The sequence below is a fragment of the Allopusillimonas ginsengisoli genome, assembly GCF_004153455.1.
Classification (GTDB): Bacteria; Pseudomonadota; Gammaproteobacteria; order Burkholderiales; family Burkholderiaceae_B; genus Allopusillimonas; species Allopusillimonas ginsengisoli.
Genome location: NZ_SDQE01000007.1, coordinates 158,588 through 174,778 on the forward strand (window position 1 = coordinate 158,588; position 16,191 = coordinate 174,778).

General features: G+C 55.1%; 14 protein-coding genes and 1 pseudogene. 6 read left to right on the plus strand and 9 right to left on the minus strand.

All coding sequences use genetic code 11. The features are described 5' to 3' along the window. The first annotated feature begins 57 nt into the window (after positions 1-57). Positions 58-1,041 carry a bile acid:sodium symporter family protein gene (locus ERE07_RS13890; RefSeq protein ID WP_130009626.1) on the plus strand — a complete coding sequence of 328 codons (984 nt, stop codon included), beginning with the start codon at positions 58-60 and terminating at the stop codon, positions 1,039-1,041. On the opposite strand, the gene ERE07_RS13895 is transcribed toward ERE07_RS13890, so the two are convergent. Then, positions 1,038-1,667 carry a hypothetical protein gene (locus ERE07_RS13895; protein WP_130009627.1) on the minus strand — a complete coding sequence of 210 codons (630 nt, stop codon included), beginning with the start codon at positions 1,665-1,667 and terminating at the stop codon, positions 1,038-1,040. The two genes, ERE07_RS13890 and ERE07_RS13895, sit on opposite strands and share 4 nt — an antisense overlap. 195 nt (positions 1,668-1,862) lie before the next feature. Between ERE07_RS13895 and ERE07_RS13900 the strand changes: the two genes are divergently transcribed. From ERE07_RS13900 to ERE07_RS13910, 3 genes are all read left to right on the plus strand, one after another. After that, positions 1,863-3,668, plus strand: a complete 1,806-nt coding sequence (locus tag ERE07_RS13900) for an ABC transporter ATP-binding protein/permease (RefSeq protein ID WP_130009628.1) — start codon at positions 1,863-1,865, stop codon at positions 3,666-3,668. A 173-nt stretch (positions 3,669-3,841) separates the two neighbouring features. Continuing rightward, the gene (locus ERE07_RS13905; protein WP_130009629.1) at positions 3,842-6,010 is read left to right on the plus strand and encodes a sulfatase-like hydrolase/transferase; all 2,169 of its coding nucleotides are present in this window, start codon (positions 3,842-3,844) and stop codon (positions 6,008-6,010) included. Between the two features lie 93 nt (positions 6,011-6,103). Beyond that, positions 6,104-6,904, plus strand: coding sequence for an outer membrane protein (locus ERE07_RS13910; RefSeq protein WP_130009630.1), 801 nt, complete (start codon positions 6,104-6,106; stop codon positions 6,902-6,904). A 19-nt stretch (positions 6,905-6,923) separates the two neighbouring features. On the opposite strand, the gene ERE07_RS13915 is transcribed toward ERE07_RS13910, so the two are convergent. Next, positions 6,924-7,868, minus strand: a complete 945-nt coding sequence (locus ERE07_RS13915) for an alpha/beta fold hydrolase (RefSeq protein WP_130009677.1) — start codon at positions 7,866-7,868, stop codon at positions 6,924-6,926. Positions 7,869-8,010: 142 nt separating this feature from the next. Between ERE07_RS13915 and ERE07_RS13920 the strand changes: the two genes are divergently transcribed. Next, positions 8,011-8,838 carry an AraC family transcriptional regulator gene (locus tag ERE07_RS13920; RefSeq protein ID WP_130009631.1) on the plus strand — a complete coding sequence of 276 codons (828 nt, stop codon included), beginning with the start codon at positions 8,011-8,013 and terminating at the stop codon, positions 8,836-8,838. A gap of 122 nt (positions 8,839-8,960) precedes the next feature. Here ERE07_RS13920 and ERE07_RS13925 read toward each other — a convergent pair whose 3' ends face one another. From ERE07_RS13925 to ERE07_RS13945, 5 genes and pseudogenes are all read right to left on the minus strand, one after another. Continuing rightward, positions 8,961-10,013 carry a ketopantoate reductase family protein gene (locus tag ERE07_RS13925; RefSeq protein ID WP_130009632.1) on the minus strand — a complete coding sequence of 351 codons (1,053 nt, stop codon included), beginning with the start codon at positions 10,011-10,013 and terminating at the stop codon, positions 8,961-8,963. Positions 10,014-10,156: 143 nt separating this feature from the next. Further along, positions 10,157-11,098: an aldo/keto reductase gene (locus tag ERE07_RS13930; protein ID WP_130009633.1), complete on the minus strand. Its 942-nt coding sequence runs from the start codon at positions 11,096-11,098 to the stop codon at positions 10,157-10,159. Between the two features lie 22 nt (positions 11,099-11,120). Beyond that, positions 11,121-12,452 (minus strand): NTP/NDP exchange transporter, encoded by a 1,332-nt coding sequence (locus ERE07_RS13935; protein WP_130009634.1) that lies wholly within the window; start codon positions 12,450-12,452, stop codon positions 11,121-11,123. A gap of 126 nt (positions 12,453-12,578) precedes the next feature. After that, positions 12,579-13,316, minus strand: a complete 738-nt coding sequence (locus ERE07_RS13940; protein WP_245153713.1) for a GntR family transcriptional regulator — start codon at positions 13,314-13,316, stop codon at positions 12,579-12,581. Between the two features lie 11 nt (positions 13,317-13,327). Next, positions 13,328-13,714 (minus strand): annotated as a pseudogene (locus tag ERE07_RS13945) (O-methyltransferase); the annotation flags it as partial. Positions 13,715-13,831: 117 nt separating this feature from the next. Between ERE07_RS13945 and ERE07_RS13950 the strand changes: the two are divergent. After that, positions 13,832-14,473 carry a TetR/AcrR family transcriptional regulator gene (locus ERE07_RS13950; protein ID WP_130009636.1) on the plus strand — a complete coding sequence of 214 codons (642 nt, stop codon included), beginning with the start codon at positions 13,832-13,834 and terminating at the stop codon, positions 14,471-14,473. A 41-nt stretch (positions 14,474-14,514) separates the two neighbouring features. Here the strand turns inward: ERE07_RS13950 and ERE07_RS13955 are convergent, their stop codons facing one another. Continuing rightward, on the minus strand, positions 14,515-15,240 hold the full coding sequence (locus tag ERE07_RS13955; RefSeq protein ID WP_134762183.1) for an amino acid ABC transporter ATP-binding protein: 726 nt from the start codon (positions 15,238-15,240) through the stop codon (positions 14,515-14,517). Positions 15,241-15,344: 104 nt separating this feature from the next. Continuing rightward, positions 15,345-16,145 carry a transporter substrate-binding domain-containing protein gene (locus tag ERE07_RS13960; RefSeq protein ID WP_130009638.1) on the minus strand — a complete coding sequence of 267 codons (801 nt, stop codon included), beginning with the start codon at positions 16,143-16,145 and terminating at the stop codon, positions 15,345-15,347. Positions 16,146-16,191: the final 46 nt, after the last annotated feature.

Consider the following 16,191-nt stretch of genomic DNA (forward strand, 5'->3'; position numbering starts at 1 on the left):
TAACCTTTGCCCGCTCTTCCCACAACCGCTCTTCCACACTCTGTGAGTTCAGCCCTAATGAGTCGCCTGCGCCTGCTCTTCGACAATTTCACTTTGATTCTTATTGCCATCGTCGTCGCAGCGACCTTGTTCCCTGCACACGGCCAGGGCGCATTCATCTTCGAACGGATCACCAGCCTGGCGATTGCCTTGCTGTTCTTCTTGCATGGCGCCAAGCTGTCCCGGCCAGCCATCGTTGCAGGCGCCACCCACTGGCGCCTGCATCTGATGGTGTTTGCCTCCACCTTCATCATGTTCCCCTGCATTGCTTATGCACTCAAACCCGTGCTGGAGCCTTTGCTGGGTGAGCCGCTGTACGTGGGCGTCATCTACCTGTGCGTACTGCCCGGAACAGTCCAGTCGGCCATCGCCTTTACCGCCATCGCGCGCGGCAACATTCCAGCCGCGGTCTGCAGCGCATCCGCGTCCAGTCTGATCGGGATCGGACTCACGCCCCTACTCTTGAGCTTGTTCCTGAAAACCGATGCGGGCGCTGCGTCCACCGTCGATGCCATTGCGAACATCAGTGTTCAGATTCTGCTGCCTTTCCTGGCAGGCCACTTCTTGCGGCCTTGGATTGGAAACTGGGTGGACCGCAACCGTTTCCGCCTGGCAAACGTAGATCAGACCTCGATACTTCTGGTCGTCTACACGGCGTTCAGCGCGTCAGTGACCGGTGGTCTATGGCAAACAGTACCGGTAACGTCGCTGCTCATCCTGACAGTCGTATGCTGCGCACTGCTGGCGCTGGTGCTTTACGCCACGACCTCGCTGGCCCGCCACTTTCAATTCAACACCGAAGATGAAATCACAATTGTCTTTTGCGGTTCCAAGAAAAGCATGGCGACCGGCGTGCCCATGGCGCAGGTGCTGTTCAACAGCAGCGCCATCGGCCCGGCCTTGTTGCCATTGATCATCTTTCATCAGATCCAACTTATGGTCTGTGTCGTGCTGGCTCAAAACTATCTCAGGCGCAGAGCGAGCGCCACAAGCGCGGCTTAATCTGCAGCCGGCTCGCTACCCGGGTATTCAGTCTCCGTCTGCTCACCCAACTGCGGCAGCCCAGATCCGCTTGCCTTAGGCGGCTCGGCCCGATTGTGGTCTTCTGGCTGCGACGGCGCGACCTTGGTGCTCGCCTCCGGCTGTGGCGACGCTGTGTCTGTACGCTCGACGGCCTGCGGGAGTTTGCTCTCCATATACTTGCCGTCTCTCCTGAAATTGGCATCTTGCATTTCATTGCTGCATCGCGAGCTGCCATAGAAAACGACTTTGTCCTGTTGAGCGACAATGACCGCAGCCTCTTCCGCCGAATACACGGACGGATACTCGTAGCATGTATAGCCGTAGGCATTGCCCGACTTGATCTTGGGTGGCTCTCCCATTTGTTCCAGCACGGGTTTCACATCCTGGCCGATGTCGATGGCGTTCATGATGGCCTGCAATCGTCCTTGCCTTTCTTCGGCCCCCCTTGACGACAGATCGCCCACGCCTAAGGTGTTTTTTGCGGCGGTATAGCCCGCCTCGGCCACTTGACCAGCCATCATCGGCGTGCAGCCTGACAACACCGCTAGCCCTGCTCCAGCAGCCATCAGGCAAAGTGCTCTCATCGCCTTGAAATATTTTTTCATATTGATCCCGCCTATATACGTCTGGAGCGACATGCTGAGGCGCGCTAATCCTGTGACGCGCCAGCAATCATTCTACGCCTGGACTGGTGCCGGACGACACCGCAGACTGAGGAAAAAAACCAATCATTTCTTTGAACTATTTTCCATAGCATTCTGTCTTTAGAGCTTTTAACAAAAAGACAGCAAGTAAATGTGATGAACTGGAACAATACGTTGACCGAAAGCGGCATATGGGTAGCCCAGGCATATGGTATTACCCTGGCGGTCGCGATACCTGTTGTATGGATACTGACACGTTTTACGGCATGGGGCCGACAATTCTGGCGTTTGTCCGCCGGGTACTTTTCTCCTCGGCGCGACTGGCGCCCACTCGCCGTACTGGCGCTCATGCTGTTACTTACGCTGTGCGCAGTGCGACTGCAGGTGTTGTTTTCAAATTGGTACAACACCATGTACACCGCTCTACAGCGTCTGGATGAGCATGAATTCTGGACTGCCATGGCGTTATTCGGACTGCTGGCAGTAACTCATGTGCTGCGTTCCTTGCTCGACTTCTATCTTCAGCAGGCTTTCATCATTCGCTGGCGGGTGTGGCTTAACGAAAAACTGCTGACCCAATGGATTGACGGGCAATCCTATTACCGTACGCAGTATCTCCCCTCCCCGGTAGACAATCCTGACCAGCGCATACAGCAGGATGTCTCCGACTTCGTGCAAGGCTCGTTGACGTTGTCGCTAGGCGTTGTCAATGCCCTGGTATCCACCTTCGCCTTCACATTGATACTTTGGACGCTATCCGGCCCCGTCGCCATCGGCAGCATTGAAATTCCTCGCGGCATGGTGTTCCTGGTGTTTATCTATGTGATCACCGCAACGGTTTTTGCGATCTGGATAGGCCGGCCGCTGATCCAGCTGAATTTCCTGAACGAACGCTTCAATGCCGACTATCGATACGCACTGGTGCGGCTTCGTGAATACGCAGAGAGCATCGCGTTCTACGCCGGAGAGAAAGTAGAAGGCGCGATACTTCGTACTCGCTTTGCTCATGTCATCAGCAATGCCTGGGCCATCGTGCACCGATCCCTCAAGTTTCTTGGGTTCAACTTTTCGATTACTCAGGCTGCAGTGGTTTTCCCATTCATTCTTCAAGCACCGCGCTTCTTTTCCAGGCAAATCAGCCTGGGAGATCTGATGCAGACGGCACAGGCTTTTGGCCAACTTCAGGACAATCTTTCATTTTTTCGTAACGCTTATGATGCGTTCGCTACCTACCGCGCAACCCTCAATCGACTGAGCGGCTTTACTCGCGCAATCGGACAGGTCCAGCAACTGCCGAGCCCAAATCTGCACGAACACGGGGATCGACTTGCCGCTCGCAACCTGACGGTGACGACGCCTAACGGTGATTTGATTCTGCAAGGATTGAATCTGGAGATTGTCCCGGGCGCACCACTGCTGATACGCGGACCCTCTGGCGCAGGCAAGACAACCCTGTTGCGATCGATCGCCGGATTGTGGCCTTACTGCACGGGTGATATCTACCGCCCCGAACACGACACCTTGTTCCTTGCCCAGAAACCCTATCTGCCCCTGGGCACCCTGCGCAGCGCCTTGTATTACCCGCAACTATCATCGAACGTGCAAAATACGCCAACGGATAGCGATGGCTCCGTCTACGAAATACTCAATGACATTCAGTTGGGACACCTGGCTGAGCGTTTGGACGAAATCGCCGATTGGAGCCGCATACTCTCACTGGGAGAACAGCAACGCCTTGCATTTGGACGCCTGCTGCTCTTGCAGCCCAAAGCCGCCTTGCTGGACGAAGCCACCTCAGCGCTGGACGAAGGCCTGGAAGCAGCGATGTATCGACTCGTGCTGCTACGCTTGCCCCAACTGATGCTGGCCAGCGTCGGACACCGCAGCACGTTGCTCAAACACCACACGAACCAGCTGGTATTGGCCGGCGACAAGACTGGACGTTGGGAATTTTCGCCGTGAGTGCAAACGCCGAAAGGGCAAAATAGCTGGCACCTGTTGTAAAACTTATGTTACGATTTTCTCCGAAACTTACAATTAAAATCAGGCGCACACGCTAGCTGGGTAGGCACTGTTTCGATGCAGCAGTGCCTCGACAGCGGTACAGACTGTTGAAAGCGCCACTGGAGACTCCTGTGTACAAGACGCTCTCAACTGCGCTCGCTGTCACCTTTGCCGCGCTCACCCTAAGCGCATGCGACAGCAGTCACCATACTGCGTCGAACGATCCGCAGCCGGATCCTCAACGGCCCAATATTCTCTTTGTTGTGCTGGATGATTTGGGCGTTGATCAATTGCCTGTGTTTGGGTATGGCGGGATTACGCCCGCCCAAACGCCGAATATTGATGCCATTGCCCATGCGGGCGTGCGTTTTCGCAATGCCTGGTCCATGCCCACATGCTCGCCGGGCAGGGCCACGTACTTTCAGGGGCGCTATCCCTTCCGGACAAATATAAAAAACGCGATTGTTGCGCTTGATCTCGCGAATTCCCAGGTATCTCCCTACGAAATCACGACCCCAAATGTCCTGAAAGAAAAAGGATACGCCAATGCAGTGATTGGCAAGATGCATCTTTCTGGTTCGAATCTCAACGCTGACAACAACCCATTGGGCGACGGTGTCATGCACGCATTGGGATGGGATTATTTTGAAGGCTATCTGGACGGCGGCCCATACCCCATCGACACGACAGCTGGCGGCGTGGGCGCCCCCGGCGTTTATGGCTGCGGCTTCGTCCCCAACACCCAGGATGATCCTGCAAACGGCGCCGATGCGGGCGCATGCTACCAACCCAACGGTACTTGCACAGCAATGTCCACAGCGAAATTCACAACGCCTGGACGTATTTGCCTGGAAGGCGGCGGCATCTTTGATCCTGGCCAGTCCTGTCACGCGACACCGCCCTCCTATCTTGGGTTTGGCACCCAAAATGGCTATTACACCAGCGAGCTGATTATCAACCAGCCTGATGGCAGTGTTGAGGTTGTGCCCGTCGCCGATGCGCGCAGCCGCGGGTATCGGTCCACGACTGAAACCAATGCGGCTGTCCGCTGGATCAATCAGCAGGCACCTGACCAGCCCTGGATGCTCAGCCTCGGCTACTCCGCCATCCACACCCCCGTGCAACCTCCTCCGGTTTCACTGCTGCCCGCTGGATCGACCGAGACGGGCACTTATACGTGCACCGATGCCCAGGAGCAGCGCGTGCTGACGAACCAGATGCTCGAAGCAATGGACAAAGAAATAGGTCGCCTGCTCGTGGAGACAGGTCTTGCGCGACATAATGACGACGGCACCCTGGATTATCGACCCGAAGACACCAATACCGTCGTCATTATCATCGGCGACAACGGCACCTATGCGCCAAGTGTAAAAGCGCCCTTCAATCCCACGCGCGCCAAAGGCTTCCCCTATCAGACGGGCGTATGGGTGCCCTTGATCGTTGCCGGTCCCATGGTGAGAGAGCCAAACCGCGATATTCCCCACATGGTGAATTCCGCGGATATGTTCAGCCTGTTTGGAGAGCTTGCCGGCATCGATGTCCAACAGACTGTGCCCAAGGCACGAGGGCTGGACGCACAGCCGGTTTTGCCCTATCTGACCGAACCTGATCGTGCAAGCATCCGCAGCACCAACTACACCGAAATGGGGAACAATATTGCGTCCATCAACGCCGAACCGGCCCCGCCCTGCGTCATTCCATCGTCCAATGTTTGCGTGCAGGTATTTCCGCAGGAAGGCGTGTGCTCAGATCAGGGCGGAATCTGGTACGGTCCTGACGGAGTCGCAGGCAGCACGGGGCTGAAAAACTGCTGCGAGGTCAATGAGTATCTGGTATCGCAAGGAGACGACCCAGTCGATATCCTCCCGGACTCTCAGAAAGCGCTACGCGATGATCAGTTCAAGCTGGTGCGTATCGAGCGCCTGAACTGCGCCAGCGGCCAACTGGAATCCACCGATGAGTTCTACGAAATCAATGAAGCTACACCACTTCCCAAACTGGACAATGCGCCCAACAATCTTTTGAGCCGCAAACACCTGACGCCTGAACAGCAGCGACATTACGCGGCGCTGGTATCCAGCCTGGACGCACTGCTGGCCAGCAACATAGAATGCCCAGGGGATGGCAATCTTGATCTCGTCGTCGATGACACTGATATCGAGAACTGGAAGCACTTTCACACCACCAACGGCGGTCATTCCAGCTGGTACGACTTTAACCACGATGGCATGACGGACAATGCCGATCTGAAAATAATCCAGCAGAACCTGGGCAAAGACTGCAGGCCGGCTGCCACTTGAGACGCCTGTCAGGCGCAGCACCCCTGCGCCTGATCTATTCAGCACAATAAAAGGCAAATCATTGCCGCACGACAAGCACTCGCGGGGAAAAACATGTGGAATTCGAAAAGTATCTTGTCCTTGGCCATAGGCTCAGCGGTCGCTGGTTCGAGCCTGGCAGCGGAAACGATAAATGATCAGGGCATCTACGTGGGCGTGTTCGGCGGAGTCGGCGCTTCGCTTGGCGCAACCCTGCAGCAAAGAGGAGCGGTTCACCTTAACGCCACGCGGTCGCTGCCCATCAATGCTAGTGGCTCCACCGGAAATAGCACCCATGTTTCACTGGGCGGCGCTCAAGCAGGTTACGAATGGAAGCGCTGGGATTTTGGCGGTTCGGCATGGGGCCTGAAACCCGCCGCGGAGCTTGAAGGCATCTACATCGGAAAGCATTCGCCCACAGGCGTGATGCCGGTCAAGCCGCGTGCCCTAGGCACACAGTATGTAACCATCCCCATGACGGCCGGCGTCTTTTTGGCCAACGCGATTGCGACCTTTCAAACGCCCTACTCCGACAAGGTGTTTCCCTATATCGGTATAGGCGCCGGCATGGCCAGACTGTCCATCAAAGGATCAGACTCTGCGAACCCCTCGGAACCCGGCATCAACCACTTCAACTCCGATCCGGACGCGTCAGATACGGCGTTTGCCATGCAACTGAAAGCGGGTTTCAAGGGGCAGATATCCAAAAACGTCCGCCTGTTTGCGGAATACAGATATCTGTCAATCAACGCGACAGACTATAAATTTGGCGCAACGGACTACCCCGGTGTGCACCTGCCCACTGCACCGTGGCACGTGGATCTTGGGCACCAGAAATACAATCTGTTTGTCGCGGGCCTGCAATACAAGTTTTAAGTCTGCAGGCCAGATTTGCTCAGCGCGACAGGAAGTCAAGCAGATCCTGATTGAGCTTATCTTTGTGCGTATCCGTCAGGCCATGAGGTGCGTTGGGATAAACGATCAACGTAGCGTCTTTGATCAGTTGCGCTGATGCTCGCGCGGCAGCGTCGATCGGCACCACCTGGTCGTCGTCGCCGTGAATTACCAGCGTGGGCACATCAAACTTCTTCAGATCCTCTCGAAAATCAGTCGCTGAAAAAGCCGCAATGGAATCGTAGGTGTTTTTGTGACCAGCCTGCATGCCCTGCACCCAGAACGATTGGATCAAACCTTGAGAAGGCTTCGCACCGGGGCGATTAAAGCCGAAGAAAGGTCCTGAAGCCAGATCCAGATACAGCTGAGAGCGATTCTCCAGTGATGCCTTGCGCAAACCATCAAACACTTCAAGTGGAAGTCCGCCAGGATTGTCAGGTGTTTTCAGCATCAGCGGCGGCACCGCACTGACGAGCACAGCCTTTTTTACACGGCTCGTACCGTGGCGACCGATATAGCGTGCAACCTCGCCGCCACCCGTGGAAAAGCCAACCAAAGTCACGTCCTTCAAATCCAATGCCTTGATCACCGTGTCCAGGTCGTCCGCATAATGATTCATGTCGTTGCCATGCCAGGGTTGGCTGGAGCGGCCGTGGCCACGTCGATCATGCGCCACGACGCGATAACCCTGAGAGGCCAGAAAGATCATTTGCGATTCCCAACTGTCCGAGTTCAGCGGCCAGCCGTGGCTGAACGTGACGACCTGACCGTCACGCGGGCCCCAATCCTTGTAGTACAGCCGGACACCGTCGTTTGTGGTGATGGTGCTTTCAGTCATCACGATCTGAGTATTGAGTACGGCTGGATCCGATGGCGCAGCTTGGCCTGGCGCTGAAACGCCCAAGGCAAGAACGGGAAGCGCCAGCGTGCGTTTGAAGACATTCATGAGTATTCTCCTGTTGAAAGTTGTGAGGGGTGCAGCCGACATAAAAACAAAAAAGTGATTGCGGCTGACAGGAGTAACTATGCGCCCTAACATGATACGATTGGGATCAATTAGTCCTAATAACTTAACCCTGAGTATTTTCATGACTGACCGCCTTGCCGCACTACTGGAACACTTCTCAGTCAGTGCGCATGTTTTTCATACCGGCGCCTTATGCGGAGTGAATGAACTGGACGGTAATGGTACGACAGGCCAACTGCATTTGATTCAGCGCGGAAAAGTGGAGGTGCATCACGGCGGCATCATGGCGCTGCAGGTAACTCGGCCCAGCCTGCTGCTTTATCCGCGACCGATGGCGCATCGCTTCGTCACCGATTCCGAACACGGTGCTGATTTTGCCTGTGCGCATTTGAGTTTCGGCGGCGGCGCCGCCAATCCCATCTGCGCAGCACTTCCACCCGTCAGTTGCCTGCCTCTGGACGAACTGGAGGGCGCTGACGGCGTGCTGTCGCTGCTGTTCGATGAGGCATTCAAGCAGAATTGCGGACGCCAGGCAGTGCTTGATCGCCTTTTCGAGGTCCTGCTGATCCAGGTGCTCAGGCATCTCATGGAGCAAGGGCAGACTCAGGCCGGCATGCTGGCGGGTTTGTCGCATCCCCGTCTGCGCAACGCCTTGGTGGCCATGCACGACAACCCCGAACGGGAATGGTCGCTTGATGCCCTCGCCGCCCGCGCTGGCATGTCACGCAGTGTATTTGCCAATGTGTTCCGGGACAGCGTCGGTTGCACACCAGGTGTGTATCTGCAGCGATGGCGAATTGGGCTGGCTCAACAGTCCCTGCTCAAGGGCCAACCGTTGAAACTCATTCTTCAAGAGGTGGGCTACAGTAGCGAGGCTGCGCTATCGCGGGCATTCAAGGCGCAGACGGGAATGTCGCCAAGGCAGTGGCGTTTGGGGCAGTGTGAGTAGAGCTGCCCTGAGCTCCGATGTCAGCGCAGGGATCAAATCACCCTGCGCTATATACACAATGCACAACGCTATCGAGTCGGGCTACCCGTATCGAGGCCCCATACTCTCGGCAAAGAGGCCTTTCATTCTTTGAGCAGTTTTAGTGTCTTGGCACGCATATGTGCCAGCGCGTAGATTGTTGAGGCGATTGGCGTAGGCATTTTCAGCCTTTCGGCCAGCTCAACAAAGGCACCGACAATCGCTTCTACTTCTACCGGGCGGCCTGCTTCTGTGTCCTGCAGCATAGAGGTTTTTATGCCACCCAGTTTGCGTGTGATGGCGAGACGCTGCTGCGGAGTCATCTCGACAGGGATATCCAGTGCCGCGCCTACCGCTATGACCTCTTCCATCATTGCAACAAATAAATGATAAGTCGCAGAATCTTCTATCATCAGATCTGTCGGCGAACCCGTGAGCATACTTATGGGGTTGAAGCAGACATTGCCCAGCAGCTTTTCCCACACCGCCTGTCGAATGGCCTGTGTGCCTTCGGCTTTGAGGCCGGCTGCATTGAACCGAGATACCACACGGTCCAATCTGTTCGAGTTCAAGGCATCCGGACACCGACCGATTTCCCCAAATACCAGTCGTTCGCCGGAACTATGGTGCGAAACGCCTGGCTCCGGGCTGTAGCAGGACGCATAGACCACACAGCCGATGATACGGCTGGCTTCAATTGCGCTGGCAATGGCTCCTTGAGGATCAAGGGATTCAAGACGAGGCAGCCGCTCGCTGTTGCTGAGCCCGTCCGTGAACCACCACGGGATGCCATTAATGGCCGGGATGACAATCGTATCGGCGTGACAAAGCGACGGGACCATCGATGCAATATCCGATAACGCATATGCCTTGACCGAGATAATGACAATATCCTGCGGACCAAACTCACGCGCATCCGATGCAGCCTGCACCTTCGCCACCAACCGCTCTCCCCCATCCTCCAGCACCCAGCCGCGCGCGAGAATGGATTCCAAAGTTTTGCCGCGAGCCACGACGCTGACCTGAGCGCCGCTGTGTGCCAATCGCACGCCAAGGTAGGCGCCTATAGCTCCTGCCCCAATCACACAAATTTTGGTTTTATTCTGTATACCCATATTGTCCATGCAGCCTCCAACGCCCGCGTAACAGTAGATCATAGCGTTTAGCACTACTCAGCATTCACCCACAATGCAGTAGACAGTGCTTTGGCCGCAATAATGCCATAACTGGGATGGTTGGGAGCCCTGACGACAGAAAGCGCCCAGGACGATGGCCTTGCACACCTTGCAACCTTACAAGATCAAAGCGCCTGTATATACGCCGCCATGCGTTCGCGTGTCGCCGCATCCGGCAAGTCTCCAAAAGCGGCTCCCATATTGTCGATCACATTCCTGGGGCGGCTGGTGGCAGGCGTTGCGCACGTCACCGCTGGGTGAGAGATCACGAACTTGAGGAAAAATTGCGCCCACGAACGGATACCCAACTCGGTGGCCCAGGCTGGCACATCATGCCCTTTGACCAGGCTCCACAACCGCGTGCGGCCAAATGGCGCGTACACCAAAACCCCAATGCCGCGGTCTGCCGCCAACGGCAGAATACGCTCTTCCATAACGCGGTTATCAATTGCATAATCCACGCCAATAAAATCCAGGGGCTCTTCGCGCATCACTTTTTCCAACTGTTCGTACTGACGCGGAAACGTTGTCGTCACGCCCATATAGCGAATTCGTTGCTCTTCACGCAGCGCCTTCAGAACCGGCAACTGGGTGCCCAGATCGCCGAGATTGTGCACCTGAATCAAATCGATGACAGGGTTGTCGATCGCTTTGAATGACGCTTCGATCTGGGCCCGGGCGTGCCCAACATCCGCTTTCCCGCCTCCAAATCCAGCCACGTTCAGCTTGGTAGCCCAGAAGATTTTGTCTTTGATGCCGAGCTCATTGACGATTTTTCCGGACACTGCTTCAGACGCACCGTAACTGGGCGCCGTATCGAAGACGGATCCACCCTGTTCGACAAAAGCGCGAAACACCTGCGTTAACGCCTGAACGTCCTCGCCACCCGCCGCGCTGGAGAATGTCGCGGAACTGCCCAAACCTACTACCGGCAACCGCTGACCGGAGGACGGGATGGGACGTGTAATCAAAGCACCCGTTTGAGACGCCCACAGCAGGCCTGGCGCGAGCGTGGATCCCGCGCCAACCGCCACACATAGCTTTAAGTAATTGCGACGAGTCATCATGATGGAAGTCCTTTATCCTGGTTCAAAGTGAAGAAGGTAAATCCCTGGCCATCTGCGAAGGAAGGTCTGGAGCAGCCATTCTTTGCTGCGTGCGACCGAGCCAAAGCGCCAGCGCTGCCCAGACCATTGCAAGAGGTACAGCAACACTAGCCACTGCCGCCAGGCCTATGCCCAGGCGGCCCAACGCGCCCTCCAACTGAGCGCCTGTGACGTCGCCGGCACGATAAACAAAGGTGTCAACAAACGCTTTGGCCTTGTACTTTTCCTCTGGACTGACTACGGTGAATAAGGTTTCTCGAGCCGGACGCATAATCGCGCGCTGAACCGCCCTGAAGGCTGATTCGAACACGATCAAGGCGGCTAATGAGCCTACTAGCGCAAGGCCCACAAAACCAAAAAGCGCGGTGATCGGAAGCAATGCCAAGGTAATATGAACGCCCAGACGTTTCATTAAATGGCCTGACACCAACACCTGAATCACCAACGTTGCAACCTGCGTGATCAAATCGATTTGAGCGAACAGCGTTGTACGCCGATCCACTTCATCACCCAGCGCAGCCACCATTTGCAAACGTATAAAGTAAAGAAAGGTTGCCATGATGGCCAGAATTACCACGTAGGCGGCAATACCCAACAAATACCTTGACTGGAATACTGCCTTGATGCCATCCCATGCGCCACCGCCAATAACACCATCGTCGGCCACGGATACGCTGGAAGAACGGCCATCTGTGCCCTGCGTTGCCTGTGCAGGTTGAACTCGTACCAACGCACCGGCCATGCATAGCGCCAGTATCAAAAAGCCGCTGGAGACCAGCAGCAAGGAAGCAGTACCCAGCGGAGCTGCCAGCACAGAAGCAAGCCAGGGTCCGAAAATGGCGCCCAAGGTTCCGCCCACGGCAATCAACGCGAAGAACCTCTTGCTCTGCTCCAGGGAGAACCTGTCCGACATGAGCGCCCAGAAAACCATGGACGAAAACAAATTGAAGACGCTGAACCAGACGTAAAAAACCTGCCCGGTAACCAGGCCGATAACTTCAGGCGTCAACACTATCAGCAGATAGAATACGGCCAGGCTGGCTGCAAAAAACAGATAGGTAGCGGAAATAAATACTATCCGCCGAAATCGGCTGACCAGGGTGCTAAATACTGGGTTGACCAGCAGTGTTGCAATCGCGGTACCGACAAACAGCCATCGGACAGTATCCAGCCCACCCCGCATACCCAGCGCTTCACGCGCAGGCCGGAGCATCATCAACGCAGTCAGAACGCAAAAGAAGAACGCAATCGCGAAGGCCACCGGCAGCACTTCTGCGCGACGAACATTGAACACGCGCTGGAATGTTATAGCCATGCGTCGCCCCATTAGGTTTCACGTCAATCGTAACCGAATTGGCGCCGCATGAGGGCCTTGCGCATCTAACTCGTAGTACGTCAAGAATCAGGGGATGGTGGCTCCCCCTGAACTATCGACGCGCACTCATAAAGTGCGCAGGAGATTTTGGGCGGAATTGTGCACATGTTGCTCACAAAGCCTTTCGACTTTTTTAGGCTCGCCCAGATCAATGGCGGCCACAATGGCCTCCAATTCTTTAATGGTCTTGCGAAGACGGCCCGGTTGAGTCATGGAGATGCGACGCAGCATCGTTACCCTGTTATTGAGCTGACGCAGCATGGCGCCAGCTACCTCGTTACCGGCTCCTTTGATGAGGATGCCGTAAAACTCATTTTTCAAGCGGAGAAGATCGGGGTTGTCTGGCTGGTCGAAATATCTGGAAAACATTTTTACATGATTTCGTAACTGATCTTTTTCTTCGGATGTGGCGTTGTCGCAGAAGCTGGCCCCAACCAGGCCCTCGAGTTTCCTTCTAACCGCATATAGCTGCATCACCTCTTCTTTGGAGATAGCGGCCACTTCCGGACCCTTGTGCGGGATGATCTTGATAAGCCCTTCGCTTTGCAAATGCTGCAATGCTTCACGCACACAGGATCGACTGACTTCCAGCTGCTCGCACAACGCTCGCTCCACCAGCTTCTGGCCTGGTGCCAATACGCCGCTCATGATGGCTTCACGCATTGCATTCGCAGCGCGCTCCTTGAGCAAAGTTTGGTCTTGCGCCACACGCATAGCAACCCCCATCGGCCCTCCCCCGCAATCGCCTGTAATTCGACTCTTGAGCATTGTCTGGTAAAAAAACGGGCAAATCAAATAAAACATGCATATCCATCTCACTTGACCCGCAACGATAACTCGACATCTTCCGCAAATGGTGTTGACAGATAGCCCCCGTTGGGCGTGCGCACCCGCGCCAGATAATCGGGGCTGTAGTCGGCATTGTCCGCCACAATGAGGGCACCCGGTTTAAGATGGCTTTCCAGTAGATTCAAGATATCGTTGTAGAGTGCCTTGGCCCCATCAAGCAGTAGAAAATCGATCGTCTCGGGAAGATTGACGCTCAGCGTCTTGAGTGCGTCTCCTTCACGGATTTCCACGAGATCACTGAGGCCAGCGTCGACCAGATGCGCCGCTACACGCGCCACTTTTGAGGGTTCAAACTCACTGGTGATCAGCCGTCCGCCACCATTGTCGCGCAGGTCAGCGGCCAAGTGCAGGGTCATGGTTGTGTGTCTTTCGGCCTTACAGTTAAAATGCGATTAATTCATCACAATAAAAGAATACGATCAAATCGTCGCATTCGCTATTCGCATTTACCTTCCTGCCATCACACTGTCATGAACAATCGCCAAAGCCTGCAAATCGCTTCACGAAAACAGCCCCAACAGGCGCGTTCAACCGAGCTCGTCGCAGCAATTCTGCAAGCCGCTGCTCAGGTTTTGGCGAAAGAAGGGGCAAACCGCTTTACCACAGCACGGGTAGCGGAAAGAGCGGGCGTCAGCGTTGGCTCGGTGTACCAGTACTTTCCGAACAAGGCGGCCATTCTGTTTCGTCTACAAAGCGACGAGTGGCAGCAGACGGCTGATATGTTGCGCGACATTCTTGAGGATATGCGCAAGCCGCCATTCGAAAGGCTGCGTTCACTGGTTCACGCCTTTATTCAATCGGAGTGCGATGAAGCCGAAATGCGTGTGGCGCTCAATGATGCTGCCCCGCTCTATCGCGACGCCCCCGAAGCGCAGGCTGCACGTTCGTCATCAGATCGGGCGATGACTGTTTTCATGCAGGAAGTGCTGCCTCACGCATCAAAACGCACCCGCGCATTGGCGGGCGACCTGATCACCACAACGCTCAGCAAAGTCGGCAAGCACTTTTCGGAAAGCCGCCGCACCCCAGCGGAAATTCGGGCCTATTCCAACGCCATGGCCGATATGTTTTGTGGTTATCTGAAAGGGCTGGAGGAAGCGGCGGCCAGGTAAAAGTACCAGCACACTGACAGAAGAGCCAGTATGCTAAAAAATCAATGTAGGATCTTTCCCAGAAACTCCCTGGTACGCCTATGCTGTGGCGCCGAAAAGAATTCGTCAGGCTTATTCATCTCGACAATCTCCCCGCGGTCCATAAATATTACGCGGTCTGCAACCTGTTTAGCGAAACCCATTTCGTGGGTAACGCACAGCATGGTCATTCCTTCCATCGCTAGGCCGACCATGGTATCCAGAACCTCCTTTACCATCTCTGGATCCAGGGCGGATGTTGGTTCGTCAAATAGCATGACGCGAGGCTGCATGCATAAGGCGCGCGCGATCGCTACCCGCTGTTGCTGCCCCCCTGACAACTGATTGGGATACTTGTCTGCCTGTTCTGGGATTCGAACCTTATCCAAGTAATACATGGCGAGTTCACGTGCCTGCTTTCGCGGCACTTTTTTGACCCACATGGGCGCCAACATGCAATTCTGCAAGATGGTCAAGTGCGCAAAGAGATTGAAATGCTGAAACACCATTCCCACCTCTTTACGAACCTCATCAATCACATGCTGCTCATCGCTCAGCGTAACCCCGTCGACAGTGATCTCGCCTTCCTTCCAGGACTCCAGACGATTGATACAGCGAATCAGCGTGGATTTCCCTGATCCGGATGGACCACAAATGACAATGCGCTCACCCTTCGCAACATCCAGATTGATGTTCCTCAGTGCTTGATACTTCCCGAACCATTTTTGCAATCCACTGATTCTGACCATACAGCCTCCTCGAGTTTCTACATGTTGGCGATTCGCCCAGGATGGCAACCGTACTTGATGGGATGACATCCAGAGACACGATGTCACCGCTATCCAGTATTCACTCAGAATGTCGGCAATTCGGGTAGAGGGGTGTCAAGCCATTTTTGGGTAATCGTGTCCAGCTCGCCACTGTTCTTGATGGCGTAAATAAAGGTGTTCGTCCATTGCAGCAGGTCGTAATCACCTCGTCTCAGCGTCACCCCTTGAAACTGCCGTGCGAGCGTGAATTTCTTCTCGAGTTCCAACTTGGGGTTGTCTTTGGCAAGCTGCGCCAATATAAGCTGATTTGTCCCCAACGCCTCAGCCTGTCCAGACAATAAAGCTTGTGCAGCGGTCGCGTCATCATCCAGGCGAAGAATTTTCGCTGTCTTGGGCGCATACTTAGTCAAAGGAATGTCGGATGTACTGGCACGCGGAGTCGCAATGGTGTGTCCTGCGGTATCCTCATAGGAATTCATCTCAAGGCTCTTTGGGCCCATGACAATCATTTCAAGCTGGCTGTAAGGAATTGAGAACATTACCTGCTTAGCGCGTTCCGGCGTGATGCCAAAGGTCGCTGTCAACACATCCACTTTATTGGTGAGCAGATAAGGGATTCTGTTTGGCCCGGTCACCGGCACAATTTCCAGTTCAACTCCCAGGTACTTGGCCATCAACCGTGCGACATCCGCATCAAGTCCATCCGGCTTCCCATCTGCCGTTGTGACCCCAAATGGCGGAAGGTCAACCAACATGCCGGCACGCAGCTTGCCCCGACTTACAATATCATCCACCGTGACCTCTGCCTGCGCCTGCGCGGCAACCGCCAAACCCATCATCAGAACCACGCCCGATAGGGCTTTTTTTAGTAATCTCAGATTCATTGCTAGCTCCTCCAGAATTGAAATCCCAGTTGCCATTTTGTTGATT